Genomic DNA, 20228 nt, shown 5'->3' on the forward strand with positions numbered 1-20228 from the left:
ACAGAAAATGGCACTTGACGCCAAGGTCGCAGACCTTCTCAACACGCAGATCAACAAGGAGCTCTACTCCGCGTATCTCTACCTCACCTTCGCCGACTACTACGAGGACCGTGGCCTGAAGGGCTTTGCCAACTGGTACATGATCCAGGTGCAGGAGGAGACCGCACACGCCAAGATTCTGCGCCGCTACCTCCTGGACAACGAGCATCAGGTCAAGATGCTCGCCATCGCCCAGCCCGACAAGACCTTCGATAACGACCTTGCCCCGCTCGAGGCCGCCCTCGAGCACGAGAGGTACATCACCGCCTCCATCAACGAGTGCTACCAGGCCGCCTACGACGTCCACGACTTCCGCACCATGCAGGTCCTCGACTGGTTCGTCAAGGAGCAGGGCGAGGAGGAGGCAAACGCCTCCGACATGGTCAAGAACATGGAGCTCTTCGGCAGCGACGCCAAGGGTCTCTTCCAGCTTGACCGCGAGTACCAGACTCGCGTCTTCAACGCCCCCACCATGCCCATGTAGGTAACCGCCTCGCATGCGCGGCCCGTGCTTCCCGGGGCGCCACCATGAGGTGGCGCCCCTTTTCTACGCGCCCACAAGCGTGAACCGGGTCCCGCAGACGTCCACCGTGTCTCCCGGCAAGAGCGGCGACCTCCCTTCCAGGGGCCGGGCCCCAAGGAGCGCCGGGTTCGTCGCTCCCAAGTCCTCTACGCAAGCCCCCTCGCCCGCCTGGCGGAATCGCACGTGCCTGCGCGAAACGGCGGCAGAGTGCAGGACAACGTCGCAATCCGACGACCTGCCCACCACCAACCACCCCTCTCCCAACGGAAGCGAGAAGTCCACCGCCTGGCCTCGCACAAGGAGCCTCAGCACCTGCCGAGAGGCGCCATTTTTCTCCGAGAGCCTCAGGTCGGGAGCAGGTAGGCCCAGGGTGTCCTCGGGCGAGAGGGTCATGGGCAGCCCATCGTCCCCGTCAGGCTCATCCAAATCGTCCAGGTCACAGGAGGGCAGGCCCACGGAAGGCTCCGTGCGCGAGAAGTCGTAGAGGCACTCGTAGCAAACCTGCATGTCCGAGAAGAGCCGCGCCCCGCAGCAGGGACAGGTCTTCGTGGCCTCTTGCATGGGGTCCTGCAGGGACGTCTCCACGGTCTCGCCTTCCTCGCAAGCTCTCGATGCGGTTCCAAACTCCCAGGTCACCGTCATGAAAATCTCCCTTCTACACCAGATTCCAAATTGGGGCAGACAAGGACGTCCCCAGCGTTTGGCCACGGGCGACGAGAGCTGGGCCTTTCCAGCGCGTATATGGCACGGCCGTGAGAGAAGACCCTGCCGGGCACCAGATCCCTGCGTGACTTCAGGACCACGCCTCCATCTCCCACGAGGGCGACATCTATGCGATAACGCATGCCGAAGCTATGAATGGATCTGCAGGGCACGATGAGCACCGGCATGGCGTCGCGCCTTGTCCCCAGAAGTCCCAGCAGGCGATCGGCCCAGCTGCCAAGGACGCGAAAGCGGCCCACAGGCGTTTCGCCTTGTCTCCAAAACAGCTCGACCACCATCTAGACCACCACCCCTGGGCGAAACCTATCGACCACGATCGAGCGCTGGTGCTCCAAGGCAAGCGGGGTGCCAATGCGCACTCCCGCAAAGCCGTCGATTGCCGGCCAGGGCTGGTAGCGCAAGGTGCAGCGAAAGCGCGTCAACAAGGGCGAGATGGGAAACGACAGGGTGGAGGCCGAGGATTGCCCGCCCGCCGCCGCCTGCGAAAGATCCTCCGCCTCAACCCCGACCTCTACGCCAGAACCGGGCATCGCCTCCTCCAGCGCGGACTTGACCTGCTGCGTCGCCACCCCCAGGCGCTGCTCCCCCTCGGGCGAGACGCCATGGGCGACCACGATGTCAAGAGACGCCCTGTCGAACGCGGCGCAGAGCCAGGTGAACCTCGCGAGGTTGAACGCCACCAGGCCAACGGCGATGGCGACGGGCACCATCACCGCGAACTCGACCACCATCTGACCAGACTCGTCGTGCAAGAGGCGGGCTAAGGGGAAGCAAGATCTCTCAGCGTGATGGTCAGGGGGATGCTCTGCCCCTCGAGCCCTGGGATGGGAATCTCTGCAACCGTGAGCTCCAGGCCACCCAGTTCCTGCCTCACCCGGTCCATGCATGCCCTCACCTGTCCTTCCCTGTCGTTTGGCAGCGACTCGATGAACTCGCGCGCCTTTGACGCCTTGTCATATCCAGCCCTGTCGAGCACCTGCTGGCTGTTGACCAGCACCGGCTTGCGCAGGCGCAGGTCCGCCGGCGCCAAGCCCGTTTGCTCAAGGACGGAATCGATTCGCCCCCTCAACCACGAGGCGACCTTCTCTCCGAAGACCGAGCCAACGCCATCGAGGAAGTCCGAGCCCACCTCGGCCGTTGACTCGAAGGCGGATCCATAGCCCATAAGGAGCCTGCCCCAGAGCGCGCCCACATCGCCCACAAGCGAGACCCCCGCCCCGGCCCCTCTCTCACGCAGGCCATCCACCAAGCTCGAAAGGACGTTGCTCCCATCGCTCGCATCGTCAGGAGCGAGCGTCGCCGCCGAGATCGCATATCCCGCCGGCAGCAGAGCCGGCGAGAGGAAGGTGGCCGTGAGGGAGGAGGGGACCTCCGCCTCCGCACGCCTCACCACGGAGACGCAGCCGAAGCACCCCGGCGGCTGCAGCTTGGGACGCTCGACCGAGAGGATCTCAAGCGCCTTCTCGAAGGCATCTGCCCCCTTCTCGGCACACTCTCGCATCCTCCTCTCCGCCTCCCTTCCCTCCTCGACGGCATCCTGGTACTCGCGGGACGCGTCTACGATGACGTGCCAGTAATGCTCGAAGCCATTGCTGATGTTGGTGGATGCGTCCGCAACGTTTCCCATGGCAGATGCATCCATGTGGCAGACCTCGCATCTCTCTGCCGCACCAGAGTCGATGTCGGCGAGGCTCGCAAGGCCGGCAGGGACGCCCGTGGCACCGGGGCAGCCCTCAGAGCAGTGCAGGACGCGCCGCCCTCCCTCCATGGTGCAGGGCCAAATCTGGTCTGTGTAAAGCGAGCTGGCACGCACCGTCTCGGTGGTATGGGGAAGATCGGGCAGGCTCATGTCCACCACGTCCGCGTCAACGCAGGTCGCCGAGGAGATCTCCTCGTACGCAAAGCGATAGAATGCCTTGCGCGCACAGGACCTCTGCAGCTCGTCGGGCGTGGAACCGTCCGCCGGCTCTGCCTGCCACCTCCTCAGGTAGTAGCTTTTTGCGCGGGCCCTCGCATGCTCGAAGCTCCAGCCCTGGCTGCTCTCGTAGCGGGGGTTCTGCTGAGGGGTGAGGCCCGCCAGACTCTCTGCCCTGCTCCTGAGGCACGAGGGGTCATCCACGTTATCAGCCCTCCAGGCGCGCTCCCTGGCGGCATCCGCCCTCTTCGATGACTCCTCCTTGAGCTCGCTTGCCTTCCTGAGCTCCTCGGCCCTCTCTGCAAGCTCCTGGGCATCCAGCCCGTCGTCCAGGTGAGAGAAGTCGCTGCGCGACTCCAGGGGAAGGGGCACGGCCATCCCCAGATACTCGATCGACCCCTCCGAGTTCGCCGAGGCGCAGGAGGCGGAGTTGAGCCCAACCAGGGCGGGAAGGGCGCCCTCAAGGCGCGAGAGACCCTCCGAGGCGCTCCGGGCGAGGGATCTGCGCGTGGAAAGGATATTCCTGCCCAGGTCAAGCAGGTCAGGAGCATAGGACTGGAGCGGCGGAATCGCCGCCACCACCAGTGCCGCGGCGCAGACCATGGTCCCCGTCAAGCCCAGGCTCAAGACGCAGGCGTCCACCAGCTGCGCAACGGTTGCGTAGGCGGACACCACGTTCGCCCCGGCGAGAGCCGTGGCGTCCGCCACCTCCTGAACGTCGGCTGCACGCGCCGAGGACCACTCCACCGAGGCGAGACCGAAGACGAGGCTCAGGCTCAGCAGGAGTGCCAGCGCCATTGCCACCGTGGTGTAGCCGCCCTCGTCTGCCAGGAAGAGGGAGAGGACCGAAGGCCAGGCGGCCTCCTCATCCCTACCCCCACACCTGCTGCCAGCCCTCATAGCTACCTCCCAACCAGCTTGGCCTGAGACTCTCGTGTGCCTCCGCCTCAAGGACCACACCCTGACCGTCCGACGCGAAAAAGGAGGAGGCGATGACGCCCAGCAGGGGCAGCGGGCGCAGATGCCCCCTGATGCGCACATCCACCCTTCCTCCCTCGCGCGTCACGCGGACGTCCCAGTCTCCCTCGCCACCCACATGAAAGGGCGCGACCTCGGGCACGGCGGCAAGGCGCCTCCTCGCGAACGACTGGCACTCCGAGAGGTCTCCGTCCACGTCCGTCAGCGCGATGCGCGCAAGCTCCGAGGCGCAACCGCGCATGACCGACAAGGTGTATCCCATGCAAACGGGTTCCAGCAGCAGGGCAAGCACAAGCATCAGCATGGGAAGGACGAGCGCGGCCTCCACGCTCGCCTGCCCCAGCTGGCCTCGGAGCGTCTCAGTAGAGGAGCAGGTCCTGTGACAGGCCCACAAGTCCGCCACCTCCCCAGACGTGGGAGGCCGCAGACAGAGCGAGGTCGAGCAGGCCACCACCCGACACCCACCGCCAGAGCGCGGACATGCCCAAAAGAGCCGAGAGAAAGGCCACCAGGACCAGAGCGTATTCAACTGTGGACTGACCATCTTCCTTCCTGCTGCTGCGGCGGCGCATCTTCCCCTCCCCTCACCACGAAACCAAGCTCCCTTGCCCAGGCATCAACCTCCAGGCGCCCAACCCGCACGCTGCTGCCACCACCCTCATCCGACCTGATCACACAAACGTCCACCCAGCCGTCTCCCTGTATCGTGCAGCCCCAAACCCTGCCCAGCAGATCGAGGTATCCCGCGCTCGCAAGCACCGCCTCGCCCTGCTCCTGATAGCGGCGCAGACATTCCGAGGCCGCCTCCTCCAGAGCGAGGTTGGAGGGGCCATCGACCGGCTGCACGGGCAGGCGCGTTCGCCCCTCCTCCTCGCGCAAGATGGCCTCGGGATCAACCTGCTGCCCCAGGGCTCCGCCCCCGACCACCCGCATGAGCAGAACCGGAACGCACGCGGCAGACAAGGCGGCCAAGGCGGCAATTGGCCATCGCAGGCGACGGGAGGGCTTTCTCACAGAGAGCCTATGCCCGACGAGATGGCGTCCCACAGCTCCTGGACCTTGCCCTTGAAGGTGATGATGGAAAGGATGGCGATGACCACCAGCACGCCCACCAAGATGGCGTACTCCGTCGTGCCCTGGCCGTCCTCCTCGCCAACATGGTCAAATAGGGTCCCCGTCCACCGTCCCAGACGCACGTTCATGCCGCACATGTCAGACCTCCCATCATCGAAGTGACTGAACTACGCAAGAACCAGGGAGCTCCCCAGAAGGGGTCCCAGGATCGCCAGAAGCATCGCGGGGACTATGAGGGTCCCCAAGGGAATCAGCATCCTCACGGGCAGGCGCTCGAGCTCCTCCTCGAGCTCGCTGCGCTGTTCCTCTCGTATCGCCTGCGACTGTGACTCGAGTGCGATCGCCAGGGGCGCTCCGAAGCTCAGCGCCTGGGAGACCACGGCCGCGAAGCTCCCCAAGGCGGACACGCCCAGCTCGCCGGCAATCCTCCCAAGCTCCCCCTCCCTGCTCCCCAGGCCCATGCGCCACCTGAGCAGGCAGGCGCCAAGCTCGCGTGAGAGACCGTCTTCGGAGCTCTCGCAGTAGAGCTCCAGGGCGGAGTCGAACGAGAGGCCCGCGAGCAGCCCCAGGGTGACCACGTCCAGCATGCGAGGCAGCTCCTTCAGGCAGCCAGCTCTCAGGGCGCGCCTCTCGCTGCCGTCCATCAGGCGCCGGAGCGGCTCCCAGCGCCTCAGCGGAATAAGCGTGCGACGCCAGCTCCCCAGACACATCGGGCGCACGGGTGAATCGCCTCCCAGGAGCAGGAAGGCAGAGCCTCCCACAGACGCGGAGATGCCCGCGCAAAGGGCTGCGGAGCCAAGAGGCATCAGAGCACCCCCTTCATCTGCCTGCGAATGATCGCAAGCGCCAGCAGGTCCATCCCCGCCGCAACCAGGATGCAGGCACTCCCCGTGGGACTCGCAAGCCCCGCGCGGAAGTCTGCCGAAAGCACCGAGAGAGCAGCGATCAGCAGGGCCGGGAGGAGCGACACGATGCGCACCGAGAGCCTGACCTGCGCCGTCTTGACCGCAAGCAGACGCTCGAACTCACCCTGCCGCTCTACCAGCCGAGCTGCGTGCTCGAAGAGCCTCTTGAGCGGGCTGCCCGTTCTCTGCGAGATGACGAGCGCGGTGGAGAGCAGCGCGGTTCCAGGCGCGTCGAGCTCCCTGCGCAGGCGCCCCATGGCGGACTCAATGGACTCTCCGCAGCGAAGGCGCAGGGCCGCAGCGGAAAAGGCCTCCGAGACGGGACCTTCGAAGTGAGCGCCAAGGTACTCGATCGACTGCTGCAGGGTCTCTCCCGAACCTATTGCCATGGAGAGGGCCCTGAAGACGCCAGGCATCTCGCGGGAGAGGCGGCGGGCTCGCGAGCGCATCCACGAGGAATGCCATATCGAGACGGACAGGGCGAGGCACGGCGAAGCAAGCAGCAGGGCAACGGGAGACCTCATCAACAGAACGGGAGCCAACCCCAGAAGCAACAGGAGCGCACATCCCTGCTCACGCGTGATGGGGCCCATCGATGACGGCGCCACGCGCGCAAGCTCCCCTGCGGCAAAGCCCCAGGACGGTAGCCTCAGCAGCTCCGAGACCAGCCATGTGCCGCCAAGCGCAATGAGCAGCTTCCGCAGGGCGCGCCGCGCCCAAAGCCTTTGCCTCGCTCGCCGCTGTGTGACGCCTGACACCCCGGGGCCCAGCAGGACGAAGGCGGCCGAGAAGGCCAAGGCGGACCCGCTTAGGCAAAAGAGCCCCTCCACCGCGCCACCTCCTCCTCGGCAAGGAGCCCCGACGCCAGCGACGCCTCAACGAAGCGAGGCTCTGCCGCAAGCTCCCAGCAACGACTCGCCTCGTCGAACGCGACGCACTCCCTCAGCTCAACCAGGCCGTCCCGCCCCAGTCCCACCTCGCTCATGCTGCCGATCATGCGCGTGCCGTCCGGAAAGCGATGGCTCATCACCAGCAGGTCAAGGGCAGTTGCTATCTGCGCCTCGATGACGTCCGTGGGAAGGTCCATGCCAAAGCGGGACATGAGCACCAGCCTGAGCACCGCCTCGCGCGCCGTGCCCGCATGCAAGGTGGTGAGAGACCCATCGTGGCCCGTGTTCATGGCCTGGAGCATGTCGATGGTCTCCTCCGCCCTGCACTCCCCCACCACGATGCGGTCTGGGCGCATGCGCAGGGCGTTCTTCACCAGGTCGCGGATGCTCACCTCTCCCGTGCCCTCGATTGAGGCGGCACGAGCCTCCAGGCGCACCACGTCGGGATGGCTGTCAAAGCGCAGCTCGGCCGAATCCTCAATGGTGACGATGCGCTCGTCCAGCCCTATCTCGCACGAGAGGGCGTTCAGCAGCGTGGTCTTGCCAGACCCCGTGCCACCCGCCACGGCCATGTCCTGCCGGGCCTTTACGGACCAGGAGAGCAGCTCCGCGTACCACGCGGGCAGCGCTCCAAGCTCCACGAGCCGCGACAGCGTGGAAATGCGCTGCGAGAACTTCCTGATGGTAACTGCCGGCCCATCGATGGAGATGGGGGCGGCAACGGCGTTCACGCGATCCCCGTTCGCAAGGCGTGCGTTCACGATGGGGCTGGCCCTGTCCAGCCTTCGACCCAGCGGCGCCAGGATGCGGTCGAGGACCATGAGGATCTGCTCGTCCGTCTCGAACACGCACTCTGCGGGCTGCAGCCGCCCGTCCCGTTCGAAGAAGAGCCCTGAGGTTCCGTTGACCACCACCTCGCTGATGCTATCGTCCTCGAGCAGGGGCTGCAGGGGTCCCAGGCCGCAGATGTCATCCAACACGCCACGCACCAAGGACGCTCGTGTCTCCTGCGAAACGTCCGCATATCGCTGGGTGTTCAGTATTGCCTCGCAGGTCACGGCCAACTCAAAACGGGCGTGGGCAATGTCAGACCCTGCCGCCACGCGCGCGACTGTATCCAGGCCCAACCTCTCCACGAGGTCTGCCTTGAGCCGAGAGGAAAGCTCCGACGAGGGGAACGGGACGGCGGGCGCAGGCGACGCTCCCGCGACCTGCCCCTCCTGCTCCCTGACCATCTGAAGCAGAGACACGGCCTACGCCTCCCTTCTGCGCCCGAAGAGGGAGAAGCGCCTCATTCCCAGACGCAGTTTCAGCGCGTCCTCGGCGGCCTCCACGTTGGGAAGCGCCCCAAGCTCGGAGAGCAGCTGGGCCAGCAGGGATGACACGGCCTGGGCAAACTCGCCCCTGGAGAGGGCAAGCGCCACGGCCTCCCCCGCGGCGAGCAGCTCCCCTGGCTCCGAGCCCCCGTCAGGGATGCGGAAGACGCGGGCGCTCTCCAGACCTACCTCCGCCCTGCCGAAGGTGGGCTCTCGCTCCACACGGAGGTCTGCGAAGTTCTCCACGCGAGCTATGCGCGTCCGAGCCACGCCCAGGCGCACTGCCAGGGCGCTCGTGCGTCCCAGAGGGCCGAGCGCGCTCGCCTCGGGCCCTCCCACCAAGATCAACCGGTCCGCACAGACCAGCGCACGGGCGATTCCCTCGGTGAAGGTCGTGGAGCAGTCAACCAGCACAAGGTCATGTCGACCGCGCAGGTAGGAAATGAGCTCTGCCGCGTGGGGCATGAAGAGCTCCGCCTCCTCAGGCCGCTCGCAGGGCCCCCAGAGGTAGGCATTCTCGGCAAGGCGCGCACAGGAGCGCCCCATGCGCTCGTCGCTCAATCCGCTCTTGGCAAGGCCCGCCAGGTCGGACCCCTGGCGCAACCCAAAGCAGCTGTGGACGTTTCCGCATGAGAGGTCAAGGTCGAGCACGGCCACGCGCATGCCCCAGGCCGCGGCAAGCGCCGCGCAGCAGGAGACGATCGCCGTCTTGCCCACGCCACCTCGCCCGGAGGCAAAGGCCAGAACGGGCGCGCCATCCCCAAGAGAGGCGAGCGAGGGCGCAACGCACGGCCGGTCGTCGGGCCCAGGACCATCCGCAGGCTCCCCGACCCGCGGCGGCACGCATGGCGGCCAACCTTGCCCAAGCGACTCGGCGTCGCTGGAACTCGTGCCGCCGCGGGGAAGGCCCCCCAGCTCATCGAGGTCTATGACCCTATCGATGCCCGCACGCGCAGAGCGAGAGCGCAAGGACCCGGAGGCGCGCCGCACAACGAGGACCACCTCGCGAGCCAGTCCGTCGGCGGCGAGGGCGGCAGCGAGGTTCACATCGGAGACGCCCTCCTCGCTGAGGCCGACTATGGCGCCAACGCTGCCAGGCTCCTCGTCCCTGAGTCCCTCCCTCAGCGCGAGTCCCGTCGCGAGCAGGCTCAGCGTCGCTCGCGGATCCACGGACCTCAGCGCACGCTCAAGCTCCCTGCGCCCCGACGTCCCCGTGCATCCCAGCCAGATGCCAGCCATCAGCCTTCCTCTCCCTGCGTCGCGGGCTGTGGCAGCCCACCGTCGGTCACGGCCTCGGGAGCCGCCGGCTCCCCCTCAGGGGCAAGCTCCACCCCACGGGCGGGAACCACCAGCCTGAGGTCTCCGCTGGCGCTGGCAGAGAGGACCTTCTCCACCCGGTCTGCGGGAACGGCCAGACTGAGCTGGAGCCCCGAGGCAGAGCTGCCCGCCGCAGGCGCCGAGAGCACCTCGATGTCTGCCGAGAGGAGCTCCGAGGCCTCCCTCCCCACGCCATATGCGACGAGGCTGGAACCCTGTCTGATGCTGCGCGGGACGCCGAGCTTGTCCGTGATGGGGACGCTGATGGCAACATGACCTCGCGGCACCTCGGCCATGTGCGTCTCGTCCCTGAAGGTCAGCTCCGTGACGGGGGAGTTCCTGGCAACGGGAACGGCCACCTCCTTTCCCAGCACGCCATCCAGGCTGGTCATGGCGCCCTCGGGGACGAGGTCTGTCACCCAGTCGCGCAGGCTCACGTCCGCAGCCCCTATGACGTCCCCGGGCTCCAGGGAATGGACCGCTGCCACCACGCCCACCACCTCGCCTCCGTAGCGCGCGATGGCATCCGCGCGCAGCTGCTCCGCCTCCGCCCTCACCGTTGTGGCATACGAGACGCACAGGAGTGCCGCCAGGGCGGCGCAGGACAGCGCAAAGACGAGCCTGAAGCGCAGCGACATCACAACCTCCCCGATCAAGTGGAAACCCGTAGGGAAATTGTCGGTGCACAAGCCCTCTGAGCTGGTATTTATTTCTCCCTTGCTTGGCGGCCACTTGCGCATAGCTTGCGGCTGGCTTGCATTTGGGCAACGGATGCGCAGCTAGGGACATCGGCGGAAAACGGGCAAGACCGCCCAGAGGCACGAAAAAAGTCGAGGCGCCCGAAGGCGCCCCTTTTGGGAAATGGCCGAGCGCCCACCCTTTAGGCACACAAAGGGGCAGGTCAAAACTAGAGGACTATGTCGGGGTCCAGACTCTGGGCGCTGGCGCGCATCTCGCGAGCCAGCGAGACGTATGCATCCACCCTCACGGGGCCGCAACTTCCGTCAAGCCGCGCCGCGCGCACGCCGCAGGCGGGCTCGTGCGTATGGCTGCAGTCCCTGAAGCGACACCCCTGGGCAGCTTCAGACACCTCGGGGAACACCCTGGCAAGCCCGTGCTCGTGCCCCACCAACGGCAGGCTCCTCAGCCCTGGCTCGTCCACGATGACCCCTGCCCCCGGGAGCGAGACCATACGTCGGGCCACGGTGGTGTGCCTGCCGCTGTCATCCGAGCTGCGCACGGCCCCGGTCTCCAGCACCGCGCGACCCAAGAGGGCGTTGAGCAGGGTGGACTTTCCCGCACCGGACTCACCCAGCACGATGGCCACGCGCCCCTCGGGAACCAGGGCACGCACCGCGGCCTCCCCCCACCCGGCCCCAAGCTCCACCGCCTCCGCCTCCAGACCTTGGGCGGACGCGTCGGAAGAGGTGGCCACCAGGCCGACGCCCTCGCCCAGCAGCTCCCGCACCAGGCCCAGGTCACGCCTGAGGCCACTCTCGCCCGCCCTGTCCGCCTTGGTCAGCACCACGGCCACCTCGCAGCCGCAGTCTGCCGCGATCACAGCGGAGCGCGCGATGCGGTCGCAGGAGACGGGCTCGTCGCCCAGCGCCTGCACCACCAGCACCACGTCGACGTTGGCCGCCAGCGTCTGCCTCTCGCCTCGAGACTTGCCCTTCCAGCGCGCGACGTCGCTCTCTCGCGAGAGGATCTCGCACACCAGGCCCATGTCATGGCCTGCCGGGAGGCGCAGGCAGACCCAGTCACCCACAGCCACGCGTGAGTAGCCGGCCTTGCTCAGGCGCGCCGCGAACTCGGCTCGCAGCACGCCCCTCTCCGAGAGCACGGCCGGAAAGCCGCGGTCCAGGCGGACCACGCAGCCCAACGCCAGCTCCGAGGCGTCAAGCGAGAGCTCGCCCGCAAGGCGCTCCCTCAGCCCCCCGAACTCCATGCGCTGACGCTCGCTTGGGGAGAGCTCGCCCCAGCGCGGCAGGTCCGTAAGGGAGGAGAGCGCCGGCAGGACCCTCTCGGCCCCACCGACGCTCCCCCTTCCTCTGGCGTCTCTGCTTTTCTGAGCGCGTTTGCCCAACGAGAGGCCCCTCTTCTCCTACTTGTTCTTTTCCAGCGAGCGCATGACGGCCTTCTCCACCTCGACGATGGGAATGATGAGGAAGGCCAGGCCCATGGAGATGGCGTAGTGGACGAGGTCGAGCTCGGCGAAGTCGAAGGCCTCGGAAAGCGGCGTCTCGATGACCACGAAGGTCAGGAGCAGGGCCACGGCGAAGGCGCCCCAGAGCCAGGCGTTCTGCTTCCTGAGCTTGAAGATGGACTCGCGACGGCTGCGCATGTTGAGCGAGTGGAACATCTCCACCATGGACAGCGTGAGGAAGGCCATGGTCATGCCCTCGAGGCCGGCGTGCGGGTCCGCGACGGCCTGGGCCACGCTCACACCCGCGTGCCGAAGTCCGATGAGGTAGGCAACGAGGGTCAGCACCGCGATGATGGTGCCCTGGACGACGGTGTCCACGCCCATGCCGTTTGAGAAGATGCCGTCCTTGGAGTCGCGGGGCTTGCGCCCCATGATGTTGGGCTCCGCCCCCTCGGTGGCCATGGCCAGGGCAGGCAGCGAGTCCGTGATGAGGTTGATCCAGAGCAGATGGGTGGGCTCGAGGATGGTGAAGCCGACGAGCGAGGCGACGAAGACCGATATGACCTCGGCCAGGTTGGAGCTCAGAAGGAACTGTATGCACTTGCGGATGTTGTCGTAGATGCGACGCCCCTCTTCACAGGCATTGATGATGGTTGCGAAGTTGTCGTCTGCCAGGACCATGTCGGCGACGTTCTTGGTGACGTCGGTGCCGGTGATGCCCATGCCCACGCCGATGTCGGCCTTCTTGATGGAGGGGGCGTCGTTCACGCCGTCACCGGTCATGGCGACGACCTTGTCCTTCTTCTTCCAGGCATCAACGATGCGCACCTTGTGCTCGGGCTGGACGCGGGCGTAGACGCCGAAGCGCTCCACCTCGTCCGCCAGGTCCTCATCGGTGATGCGGTCGAGCTCGGCGCCGGTGATGGCCTGCTCGCGGCTCTCGATGATGCCCAGCTCGCGGGCGATGGCCACGGCGGTGTCGATGTGGTCTCCGGTGATCATGACCACGCGGATGCCGGCGGAGTGGGCCTCCTCGATGGCGGCCTTCACCTCGGGACGGACGGGGTCGATCATGCCCGAGAGGCCCACGAAGGTGAGGTCCTGCTCGAGGAGGGAGGGCTCGAAGGACTCGGGCATCTGGCCGCCCCAGTCGCGACGTGCGGAGGCCATGACGCGAAGGGCGCGGTCGGCCATGGCCTTGTTCTGGGCCATGACCCTCTCGCGCAGCTCGTCGGTCATGGGAACGATGCCGTCCGCGCCCATGTAGCGGGTGCAGCGGGCCAGAACCACGTCAGGGCCGCCCTTGGTGTGCTGCTCATAGCCATCGTGGTCCTTGACCACCACGGACATCATCTTGCGACCGGAGTCGAAGGGCGCCTCCCCCACGCGCGGGCGGCTCTCTGCCAACGCTACGGTGGTGTAGCCCTCCTTGGCGGCGTCTGCCACGAGGGCGGCCTCGGTGGGCTCGCCGGTGGCCACGCCCGCCTCGCTGTCCCACTTGGCGTCGGAGGCAAGCGCCATGGTGCGCACGTGGGCCGTGAGGTCCTCGGTGGCGTGCTCCACGACGGTCATCTTGTTCTGGGTGAGGGTGCCCGTCTTGTCGGAGCAGATGATCTGCGTGCAACCCAGGGTCTCCACGGCGCTGAGCTTGCGGATGATGGCGCTCTTCTCGCTCATCTTGGTCACGCCCATGGAGAGCACGATGGTGACCACGGCCACCAGCCCCTCGGGGATGGCGGCGACGGCAAGAGAGACGGCGATCATGAAGGTGTTGAGCACCAGGCCAAGGTCGGAGATGAACCCCAGGCCGTTCTTCACGAAGCCGGTGAGGAAGACGATGGCGGAGATGGCGACCACCAGGATGGTGAGGGCGCGGGAGAGCTCGTCGAGCTTGACCTGCAGGGGCGTCTGGCCGTCCTCGGCCTGGGCCAGGGCGTCGGCTATCTTGCCCATCTCGGTGTCCATGCCCGTGGCCACGACCACGGCTCGACCGCGCCCGAAGACCACGGTGGAGCCCATGTAGCACATGTTCTTGCGGTCGCCCAGGGGCACGTCGTCCGCGCCCTCCTCAAGGGCGATGACCTCGGAGTGCTTGCTTGCGGGCACAGACTCGCCCGTAAGGGCGGCCTCCTCGATCTTCATGGAGGCGCTCTCGAGGATGCGGCAGTCCGCGGGGACGGAGTCTCCCGCCTCCAAGATCACGATGTCGCCCACGACCAGATCGGAGGAGGGCACCGAGAGCAGCTGGCCGCCACGGACCACCTTGCTCGTTGCCGCCGCCATCTCCTGGAGCGCGGCCAGGGCCTCCTCGCTCTTGGCCTCCTGGACCACGCCCAGCACGGAGTTGAGAATGACCACGAACATGATGATGACCACGTCGGCGAAGTCCGCCTCGCCCTGCATGATGCCAGTGAGCGCCGAGATGACCGCGGCGATGATGAGCATGATGACCATCGGGTCTGCCATCTGCTGGAAGAAGCGCTTCCACAGCGGGTCCTTCTCGGCCTCCTTGAGCTTGTTGGGGCCTTTCTGGGCGAGAAGCTCCTCCGCCCTGCCGGCACCGATGCCCTGCTCCGCATTGCTTGCGTACTCCTCGAGCACGTCTGCTGCGGGAACCAGATACTCTCTCACGTTCCTTCCCTCCTGGGTCATGCGGCAGCCCCCGCTGCCGCCACTGCGCGCCTGGCAGATTGATGCCCGATCATAATTCCCCAGGAGGGGCAAGGGCTCACCAAGGCTGCCGTGCCAGGCACCTTAATCTTTTTATTGTACATGGGTTTCGTCTTGGAAGAGTGGTGCGCCGCTGGGGAAGGGGCTGCCCTACACGTGGGCGCTCCCGTGTAGAGCAGGCTCACAAAACCCCAGTTAGCGAGAGGAGCGCTCTACAGAGGAGCGCCCGCGTGTAGGGCAGGCGCCCGTCTTCGCATGCGAGAAAGAACTAGTTAGGTGCATCTCCCCGCCCTTGTTCTAGGGGCAGTCAATCAGCGGGAGCACAAACAACCGCTAGCGCACCTTTCCAACTCCCACTTGCGGGAGTTCGCCTTGGCCCTCTCGTACAGCTCCTTGTAGTCGGGCTCCTCCTCGGCGCCCTGCGACCCATCGGGCGCAAGCCCCTGGTCGTCTTCCATGCCACGTCCCCCTTCCAGCCTTCGCGGCCATCGGCGTCCCGTGCGGGACGCCACGTTCGCTGGTGCGCCGTGCGGCGCCTCGGGGTGATTGTCCGGCGGGCGTGAGATTCGGCGTCTGGGCATGAAAAAAGCCGCCCTGGGGCGGCTTGGCTGTACGGCGTTCTTGAATTTCCTGGCTAGGCGGTCTCTATGCCTCTTGCGTAGATCTCACGCTCCACGATGTCGTAGAAGTCTGGACGCCCACCGAACTCGGGGTACAGGCTCTCGCACAGCTCGGCCTCCTTCGTCCACGTTCTCAGCTCGTCCGGAGAGAGCGCATCGAGCAGCGGCCTCATGTCGAGGTCGTCGTTGTGCAAGAGCTTTTCCTTGTTGAACTCAGCGTCAATCCTTGCCAATATGCTCAATCCTGACCCCCCATCCGTCCTCGATAAACTTCAGAGCCTCCGCCTCGCTCTTGCCATTGGACATCCTCTGCCAAATCGCCCTCCAAAGGGCCTGGTCGCTGGCATCATACCCTGGCATAGGCTTCCCTAAAACGGAGTGCCGGCACATCGACCCGTCATGGCAGGCGATTACGCCGAACGACGCACCGCTTCTCCTCAGGCTCTCGAAGTCGGTGGCGGACGGAATCGAGCTCCCGGGGTGGTTGTGCATGAACGCGATCTCATGGCCGTCCCCCAGTGGAACCAGGGCGCTCCACCACCGTCAGCATCGGCGGGGAGGACTACGAGCGGGTTCTCACTACGAAAGCAACCCGTCTAATTGCTGAGCGTTACGGTGGGCTCGAACACCTGAGTAACGCACTTGAATCCTCCGAGGATCTGGGCAAGACGCTCGGTGAGGTGATTTGGCTGATCACGTTGCTGGCCAACCAGTCAGTCCAGATCCATAACCACCGCCACCCAGACGATAAGCGCCCAGAGTTGGGCGAGGATGAGGTCGAGTTGCTGACCGTGCCTGCTGATCTGGCGGACTATCGTGGCACGATCGCCGAAGCCCTCCAGCGCGGCACACGCCGAGACATCCTCACCGAGCCAGCCCCAAAAGCACCGGCAGCGGACGCGTAGTCGACAACAATCAGGCTGTGTTCACGCGGCTGACCTATATCGGCATGGCCCACCTTCACCTAACGCGTGTGGAGGTGGGCCTGACCGTATTCGGAGAACTCCTCGACCTCGTCGACTGCTGGCAGCTAGAAACCGGGCGCGCCCAGCCGCTGCGTCAATGGTTCATCGACGACGTCATCCCCGCAAGGATCTAAATGGGTCGATGTGACATGGGCGATTCGTTCACGAGACGATCAAATTCCTTACGTGCAGCCTTTTCGACCTTGTCCCAGTTAAATACGCCCTTCGCTATTTCCACAAGGGTATTCAAGTCGCATTCGCCTTTATCAAGCTCCGCATGCATGAGATCAGAGAGTGCCTTTGCTTCCTCTTGTAGGCCTAAAGCTTCAAGAATCCAAAGATACATCTCTGGCCGTTTCATTCCCCTCCAAGTCTTACTTGCAATTAGCAAGTGCTTATTGCGCTTATCGCAGGCATCTACTTGAACGGGTTTAGAAACAAAAAATCCAGCGCAATGCATCCGGGTGGTAAACCACCAGCGGTCGTTTTCGTTTTGAGGATAACGAGCTTCGAATATGTCAGATAAGGGTGTTGGAACGATTAGTTCGCCAAGAACTGCACCGAAATCTTCCGAGCTCATGTCCATAGCTTCCCCCTTCGCTTAGCAATTTGATCCCTTTTCATTATCCCTTCGAGGAGGTGACCTTGTCATGTCTGATTCTACTTTTGGTTTGAAGATCGGGCTTGAGGGCGAGCGGGAGTTCAAACGCACGATCACGGATATTAACCGTGAGATGCGGGTGCTCGGCAGTGAGATGAAGCTCGTAGCCTCCTCGTTCGATAATAACGATAAGTCCGCCGAAGCACTCACCGCCCGTAACCAGGTGCAGGGCAAAGAGATCAAGGCTCAGAAAGCCAAGATCGAGACTCTGCGTGCCGCGCTCGAAAACTCTGCCTCATCGTTTGATGAGAACGATAGCCGTACAAAGAATTGGCAGATCAAGCTCAACAACGCAGGTGCTGAACTCAACCGGCTCGAAGGCGAGCTGAAAGCCAACAACGATGCCCTCTCGGATTTCGGGAACGAGGCTGACGGTGCTGGGGATAATGCCAAGGGTGCGGCAAAGGACGCAGGACGTCTTGAGGGCGCGGTGGATGACCTTCAAAACCGGAAGCGACATCGTCGACAGCCTTTAAGGTTTTCGAGAAATCTTGCCCGCCTTGCGTGCGGGCTTTTTCTTACCCATATGCGCGCCAACGCAACTCAGTGAGCAGACCCCTCGGTAGGTACTCGCTAACGCAACCCAGCATTTATCATTTTCGGAGTCCAGTTCGACCCCGCCTGCGGGACCGGCGGATTTCTCGGAGAGGCCTACCTCCAGGTCTCCTCCCAGATAAATGAGGCGGATGCGGCCAGATGGGCGAATGCGAGGCTTTACGGCGTCGACCTCGACGACATCAACGTGAAGCTCGCGGGGGCTTTGATGGTCGGAATGGGCGATGGGTCAACCCATATCAAGCTGGGCAACTCCATCAGGCAATCGAAATGGCAAAGCAACAGGCGCGGTCTTGAAGATGCCATCGATGACGATGGCTACGACGTGGTCCTCACCAATCCTCTGTTCGGGCAGAATCTGACCGTAAACACGGCCGAGGCGAGCGCATGAGGATACTCCATCTGCAAGCGCACCAAATCAGGCAAGAGAGCAGACGAGTACATGCAGACGGAGATAGGCATCGTGTTCGTCGAGCGCGCACACAGGCTCCTTCACGAGGGAGGAAGGCTTGGGATAGTCCTTCCCGAGACGTACTTCTTCTCCAAGAGCTACTCCTGGTTCAGGAAATGGCTAGACGAGCGCTTCGTGCTAAAGGGCGTTCTCAATATGCCCATGGAGGCCTTCCAGGGGTTCTGCCGGGCGAAAACCAACTTCTACGTATTTTCGAAGAAGCGCGGCGGGAAGGAGCCGCCAATCGAGAAACAGGCTTACTGGTCGTGCGGCGGAAAAACCTGGATCTCCAATGCGCTCACAATCGGCATCAACAAGGACGGCGAGACCCTGTATCGCATCGATTCCTTGTCCATGACGAGGACGGGCGAGGTCGATGACGTCGCCGCTTCCGATGTGGACTGCCTCCTCTGTGATGACGGGGAGACCAGCACGGCCTCATTTGTCACCAGCACGCCACTCACCGAGTCGTTCATCGGCGTACCGCAGTACTGCGACCCCTCGATTCAAAGGGCTCTTCGCGCCTGGACTTCCGAGAGGTTGCCCAACTGCCAGCTCATGAGCCTGGGCGAGCTTAAGGACCTTGGTTGGCTGAGTGTCAGGCAGGGCCACGGAAGCCCGTTCCAGGATCTGAGATCGGGAGACATCCGCATCAAAGCAATAAATCAATGAAAGGGGCGTACACCCCTTTCATTTTTCAGATCATGTCAATTGTGGTCTAACAGAGGCTTTTTCTTAGAATGCAACACCGGATGGGCTTCGACCATACTTTTGCGGTAAGCATGCCGATAATTCAACTGAATGGTTGCTATTTGAATTAACACCTGTCACAAAGCGCTATAAAATTCGAGCGATACTTTGGCATAAAGATCTTTGGAGACTGCCGGACGGCCTTATTGAAGCTCTCGCCGTATGAGGCGCCTACTCGTCGCAAGTAGGAACACCTTCCCCTTGGTATGCTCTAGGACTATGCAGTCCAAACAATTGGCACAAGGGTCCTAAAGGTGATAAGCCACAAGCAAAGATGGCCTGGCTTCTCTCGCTCGACGACTTGCGGGCTCTACAGCACGGCGCTCCCGTGTAGAGCGGGGCCACAAAACCCCAGGTGGCGAGAGGGCGCTCTACAAGAGAGGCCCCGCGTGTAGAGCAGCCGACCCTCTCGGCACCGCGGGAGGCAAGGTCGGGGTGGTGTTTCCGTCGCGGAATCGCAGTTGGGGCGTTTCGCACCGGAATCGCACGGAGAAACCGCCCCAAACTGGCGGCGCGCGGCTCGCATGTTGGCCGCACGCCCGCGCAGCACATCCAGCACGCCCACCGGCTGCGATAGAATCAGAGCTGTCCAAGCGCATTGGTTGGAGCCGCCGCGAGGCTGCCCCCGGAAGAAAGGGCTCCCATGAAGCTTCTCTTTTTTGGCACCAAGAGCTATGACCGCAAGTCCTTCGAGCAGGAACTGAAGGACTACCCCAGCATCAAGGTTGACTTCACCGAGACAAACCTCACCCCCATGACCGCCGCCCTGGCCAGGGGCTACGACGCGGTCTGCGCCTTCGTGAACGCCGACATCTCAGCCATGACGCTCGAGGTACTGCGCGGCCTGGGCGTGGGCCTGGTGCTCATGCGCTGCGCCGGCTTCGACGCCGTCAACGTGGACTTCGCGAAGTCCCTGGGCATGCGCGTCACCCGCGTTCCCGCCTACTCCCCCGAGGCCATAGCCGAGCACGCCATGGGCCTTGCCCTCACGGCGAACCGCCGCATCCACAAGGGCTACAACCGCGTCCGCGAGAACAACTTCTCCCTTGCCGGGCTGGTCGGAGAGACCCTGCACGGCAAGACTGCGGGCATCGTGGGCACGGGACGCATCGGGGCGGCCCTGTGCCGCATCTGCAAGGGCTTCGGCATGACCGTCCTGGGCGCCGACCTCTACCCCAACCAGGCCCTCGTTGACGTCGAGCACGTGGTGGACGAGTACGTGGAGTACGACGAGCTCTACCGTCGCGCCGACCTCATCAGCCTGCACGCCTTCCTCAACGAGGACAGCTATCACATGATCAACGACGAGACCATAGCCCAGATGAAGGATGGCGTGATCTTCGTGAACACCGGCCGCGGAGGCCTGGTGGACACCGAGGCCCTCATCCGCGGCATCCTCTCGGGCAAGATCGGGGCCGCCGGCCTGGACGTCTACGAGGAGGAGAATCCCAACGTCTACCAGGACCGCGCGGGCGAGGTCATCGATTCCCCCACGGCTCGCCTCTGCTCCTTCCCCAACGTGGTCCTCACCTCTCACCAGGCGTTCTTCACGCACGAGGCCCTCTCGCAGATTGCCCGCGTGACCCTGGACAACGCCCTGGCATTTGAAAATGGGACGGATTTCGTCGAGCGCAGCGTGGTGTGCTAGCCAAGGGCCTATTCTAGACAGTTGTGCCTTTTTGCCAGGAGCATCGATGGCACCAGGAGAGACTAACCCGCCGGTGCGCGTG

22 protein-coding genes are annotated in these 20228 nt (G+C 64.5%); 6 read left to right on the forward strand and 16 right to left on the reverse strand.

Annotated features, from left to right (window positions below; all coding sequences use genetic code 11):
* Positions 1–7 precede the first annotated feature (7 nt).
* On the forward strand, positions 8–523 hold the full coding sequence (locus tag CZ375_RS05460) for a ferritin (RefSeq protein WP_077598260.1): 516 nt from the start codon (positions 8–10) through the stop codon (positions 521–523).
* A 63-nt stretch (positions 524–586) separates the two neighbouring features.
* On the opposite strand, the gene CZ375_RS05465 is transcribed toward CZ375_RS05460, so the two are convergent.
* From CZ375_RS05465 to CZ375_RS05535, 15 genes are all read right to left on the reverse strand, one after another.
* Entirely contained in the window at positions 587–1204 is a 618-nt protein-coding gene (locus CZ375_RS05465) for an FHA domain-containing protein (protein WP_077598261.1), read from the reverse strand.
* A gap of 359 nt (positions 1205–1563) precedes the next feature.
* A complete protein-coding gene (locus CZ375_RS05470) occupies positions 1564–2016 on the reverse strand; it encodes a hypothetical protein (protein ID WP_077598262.1) in 453 nt (150 codons plus the stop codon).
* Between the two features lie 29 nt (positions 2017–2045).
* Positions 2046–4100 (reverse strand): hypothetical protein, encoded by a 2055-nt coding sequence (locus tag CZ375_RS05475; RefSeq protein WP_077598263.1) that lies wholly within the window; start codon positions 4098–4100, stop codon positions 2046–2048.
* Positions 4072–4572 (reverse strand): TadE/TadG family type IV pilus assembly protein, encoded by a 501-nt coding sequence (locus CZ375_RS08335; RefSeq protein WP_234966898.1) that lies wholly within the window; start codon positions 4570–4572, stop codon positions 4072–4074. The genes CZ375_RS05475 and CZ375_RS08335 overlap by 29 nt, the downstream gene beginning before the upstream one ends.
* Positions 4573–4703: 131 nt before the next feature.
* Positions 4704–5111, reverse strand: a complete 408-nt coding sequence (locus CZ375_RS05490; protein WP_143803081.1) for a hypothetical protein — start codon at positions 5109–5111, stop codon at positions 4704–4706.
* A gap of 77 nt (positions 5112–5188) precedes the next feature.
* Positions 5189–5380: a Flp family type IVb pilin gene (locus CZ375_RS05495; RefSeq protein ID WP_077598767.1), complete on the reverse strand. Its 192-nt coding sequence runs from the start codon at positions 5378–5380 to the stop codon at positions 5189–5191.
* Between the two features lie 39 nt (positions 5381–5419).
* On the reverse strand, positions 5420–6058 hold the full coding sequence (locus tag CZ375_RS05500; protein WP_077598266.1) for a type II secretion system F family protein: 639 nt from the start codon (positions 6056–6058) through the stop codon (positions 5420–5422).
* Positions 6058–6987 carry a type II secretion system F family protein gene (locus CZ375_RS05505; RefSeq protein ID WP_077598267.1) on the reverse strand — a complete coding sequence of 310 codons (930 nt, stop codon included), beginning with the start codon at positions 6985–6987 and terminating at the stop codon, positions 6058–6060. The genes CZ375_RS05500 and CZ375_RS05505 overlap by 1 nt, the downstream gene beginning before the upstream one ends.
* A complete protein-coding gene (locus CZ375_RS05510) occupies positions 6966–8297 on the reverse strand; it encodes a TadA family conjugal transfer-associated ATPase (protein WP_234966899.1) in 1332 nt (443 codons plus the stop codon). The genes CZ375_RS05505 and CZ375_RS05510 overlap by 22 nt, the downstream gene beginning before the upstream one ends.
* Before the next feature lie 3 nt (positions 8298–8300).
* Positions 8301–9602 (reverse strand): CpaE/TadZ family protein, encoded by a 1302-nt coding sequence (locus CZ375_RS05515; protein WP_077598268.1) that lies wholly within the window; start codon positions 9600–9602, stop codon positions 8301–8303.
* Positions 9602–10318: an SAF domain-containing protein gene (locus CZ375_RS05520; protein ID WP_077598269.1), complete on the reverse strand. Its 717-nt coding sequence runs from the start codon at positions 10316–10318 to the stop codon at positions 9602–9604. The genes CZ375_RS05515 and CZ375_RS05520 overlap by 1 nt, the downstream gene beginning before the upstream one ends.
* Positions 10319–10587: 269 nt before the next feature.
* Positions 10588–11766 (reverse strand): ribosome small subunit-dependent GTPase A, encoded by a 1179-nt coding sequence (rsgA, locus tag CZ375_RS05525; protein ID WP_234966900.1) that lies wholly within the window; start codon positions 11764–11766, stop codon positions 10588–10590.
* Between the two features lie 18 nt (positions 11767–11784).
* Complete coding sequence (locus CZ375_RS05530) at positions 11785–14457, reverse strand: cation-translocating P-type ATPase (protein ID WP_077598770.1); 2673 nt, start codon at positions 14455–14457, stop codon at positions 11785–11787.
* Between the two features lie 350 nt (positions 14458–14807).
* Positions 14808–14954 (reverse strand): hypothetical protein, encoded by a 147-nt coding sequence (locus tag CZ375_RS08255; protein WP_159438382.1) that lies wholly within the window; start codon positions 14952–14954, stop codon positions 14808–14810.
* Between the two features lie 176 nt (positions 14955–15130).
* Entirely contained in the window at positions 15131–15358 is a 228-nt protein-coding gene (locus CZ375_RS05535) for a membrane magnesium transporter family protein (RefSeq protein WP_234966901.1), read from the reverse strand.
* Positions 15359–15634: 276 nt separating this feature from the next.
* On the opposite strand from CZ375_RS05535, the gene CZ375_RS05545 reads away from it, so the two are divergent.
* Complete coding sequence (locus CZ375_RS05545) at positions 15635–16021, forward strand: hypothetical protein (protein WP_077598272.1); 387 nt, start codon at positions 15635–15637, stop codon at positions 16019–16021.
* Between the two features lie 190 nt (positions 16022–16211).
* Here the strand turns inward: CZ375_RS05545 and CZ375_RS05550 are convergent, their stop codons facing one another.
* Complete coding sequence (locus tag CZ375_RS05550) at positions 16212–16667, reverse strand: hypothetical protein (RefSeq protein ID WP_077598273.1); 456 nt, start codon at positions 16665–16667, stop codon at positions 16212–16214.
* Between the two features lie 64 nt (positions 16668–16731).
* On the opposite strand from CZ375_RS05550, the gene CZ375_RS05555 reads away from it, so the two are divergent.
* The 4 genes from CZ375_RS05555 to CZ375_RS05570 all read left to right on the forward strand — a co-directional run bounded on the left by CZ375_RS05555 (position 16732) and on the right by CZ375_RS05570 (position 20146).
* Positions 16732–17292: a hypothetical protein gene (locus tag CZ375_RS05555; protein ID WP_200799702.1), complete on the forward strand. Its 561-nt coding sequence runs from the start codon at positions 16732–16734 to the stop codon at positions 17290–17292.
* 45 nt (positions 17293–17337) lie between these two features.
* Positions 17338–17688, forward strand: coding sequence for an N-6 DNA methylase (locus tag CZ375_RS05560; RefSeq protein ID WP_234966935.1), 351 nt, complete (start codon positions 17338–17340; stop codon positions 17686–17688).
* A 51-nt stretch (positions 17689–17739) separates the two neighbouring features.
* Entirely contained in the window at positions 17740–18420 is a 681-nt protein-coding gene (locus tag CZ375_RS05565) for a DNA methyltransferase family protein (protein ID WP_077598275.1), read from the forward strand.
* 721 nt (positions 18421–19141) lie between these two features.
* Positions 19142–20146, forward strand: a complete 1005-nt coding sequence (locus CZ375_RS05570; RefSeq protein ID WP_077598276.1) for a 2-hydroxyacid dehydrogenase — start codon at positions 19142–19144, stop codon at positions 20144–20146.
* Positions 20147–20228 lie beyond the last annotated feature (82 nt).

The organism is Olsenella urininfantis (assembly GCF_900155635.1).
Lineage (GTDB): Bacteria > Actinomycetota > Coriobacteriia > Coriobacteriales > Atopobiaceae > Olsenella_G > Olsenella_G urininfantis.

Excerpts from the sequence above, each read along its gene's own strand:
- CZ375_RS05460 (WP_077598260.1), top strand. The coding sequence starts at position 8 with ATGGCACTTGACGCCAAGGTCGCAGACCTTCTCAACACGCAGATCAAC.
- CZ375_RS05465 (WP_077598261.1), bottom strand. The coding sequence starts at position 1,204 with ATGACGGTGACCTGGGAGTTTGGAACCGCATCGAGAGCTTGCGAGGAA.
- CZ375_RS05470 (WP_077598262.1), bottom strand. The coding sequence starts at position 2,016 with ATGGTGGTCGAGTTCGCGGTGATGGTGCCCGTCGCCATCGCCGTTGGC.
- CZ375_RS05475 (WP_077598263.1), bottom strand. The coding sequence starts at position 4,100 with ATGAGGGCTGGCAGCAGGTGTGGGGGTAGGGATGAGGAGGCCGCCTGG.
- CZ375_RS05490 (WP_143803081.1), bottom strand. The coding sequence starts at position 5,111 with ATGCGGGTGGTCGGGGGCGGAGCCCTGGGGCAGCAGGTTGATCCCGAG.
- CZ375_RS05495 (WP_077598767.1), bottom strand. The coding sequence starts at position 5,380 with ATGAACGTGCGTCTGGGACGGTGGACGGGGACCCTATTTGACCATGTT.
- CZ375_RS05500 (WP_077598266.1), bottom strand. The coding sequence starts at position 6,058 with ATGCCTCTTGGCTCCGCAGCCCTTTGCGCGGGCATCTCCGCGTCTGTG.
- CZ375_RS05515 (WP_077598268.1), bottom strand. The coding sequence starts at position 9,602 with ATGGCTGGCATCTGGCTGGGATGCACGGGGACGTCGGGGCGCAGGGAG.
- CZ375_RS05520 (WP_077598269.1), bottom strand. The coding sequence starts at position 10,318 with ATGTCGCTGCGCTTCAGGCTCGTCTTTGCGCTGTCCTGCGCCGCCCTG.
- CZ375_RS08255 (WP_159438382.1), bottom strand. The coding sequence starts at position 14,954 with ATGGAAGACGACCAGGGGCTTGCGCCCGATGGGTCGCAGGGCGCCGAG.
- CZ375_RS05550 (WP_077598273.1), bottom strand. The coding sequence starts at position 16,667 with ATGGACATGAGCTCGGAAGATTTCGGTGCAGTTCTTGGCGAACTAATC.
- CZ375_RS05555 (WP_200799702.1), top strand. The coding sequence starts at position 16,732 with ATGTCTGATTCTACTTTTGGTTTGAAGATCGGGCTTGAGGGCGAGCGG.
- CZ375_RS05565 (WP_077598275.1), top strand. The coding sequence starts at position 17,740 with ATGCAGACGGAGATAGGCATCGTGTTCGTCGAGCGCGCACACAGGCTC.
- CZ375_RS05570 (WP_077598276.1), top strand. The coding sequence starts at position 19,142 with ATGAAGCTTCTCTTTTTTGGCACCAAGAGCTATGACCGCAAGTCCTTC.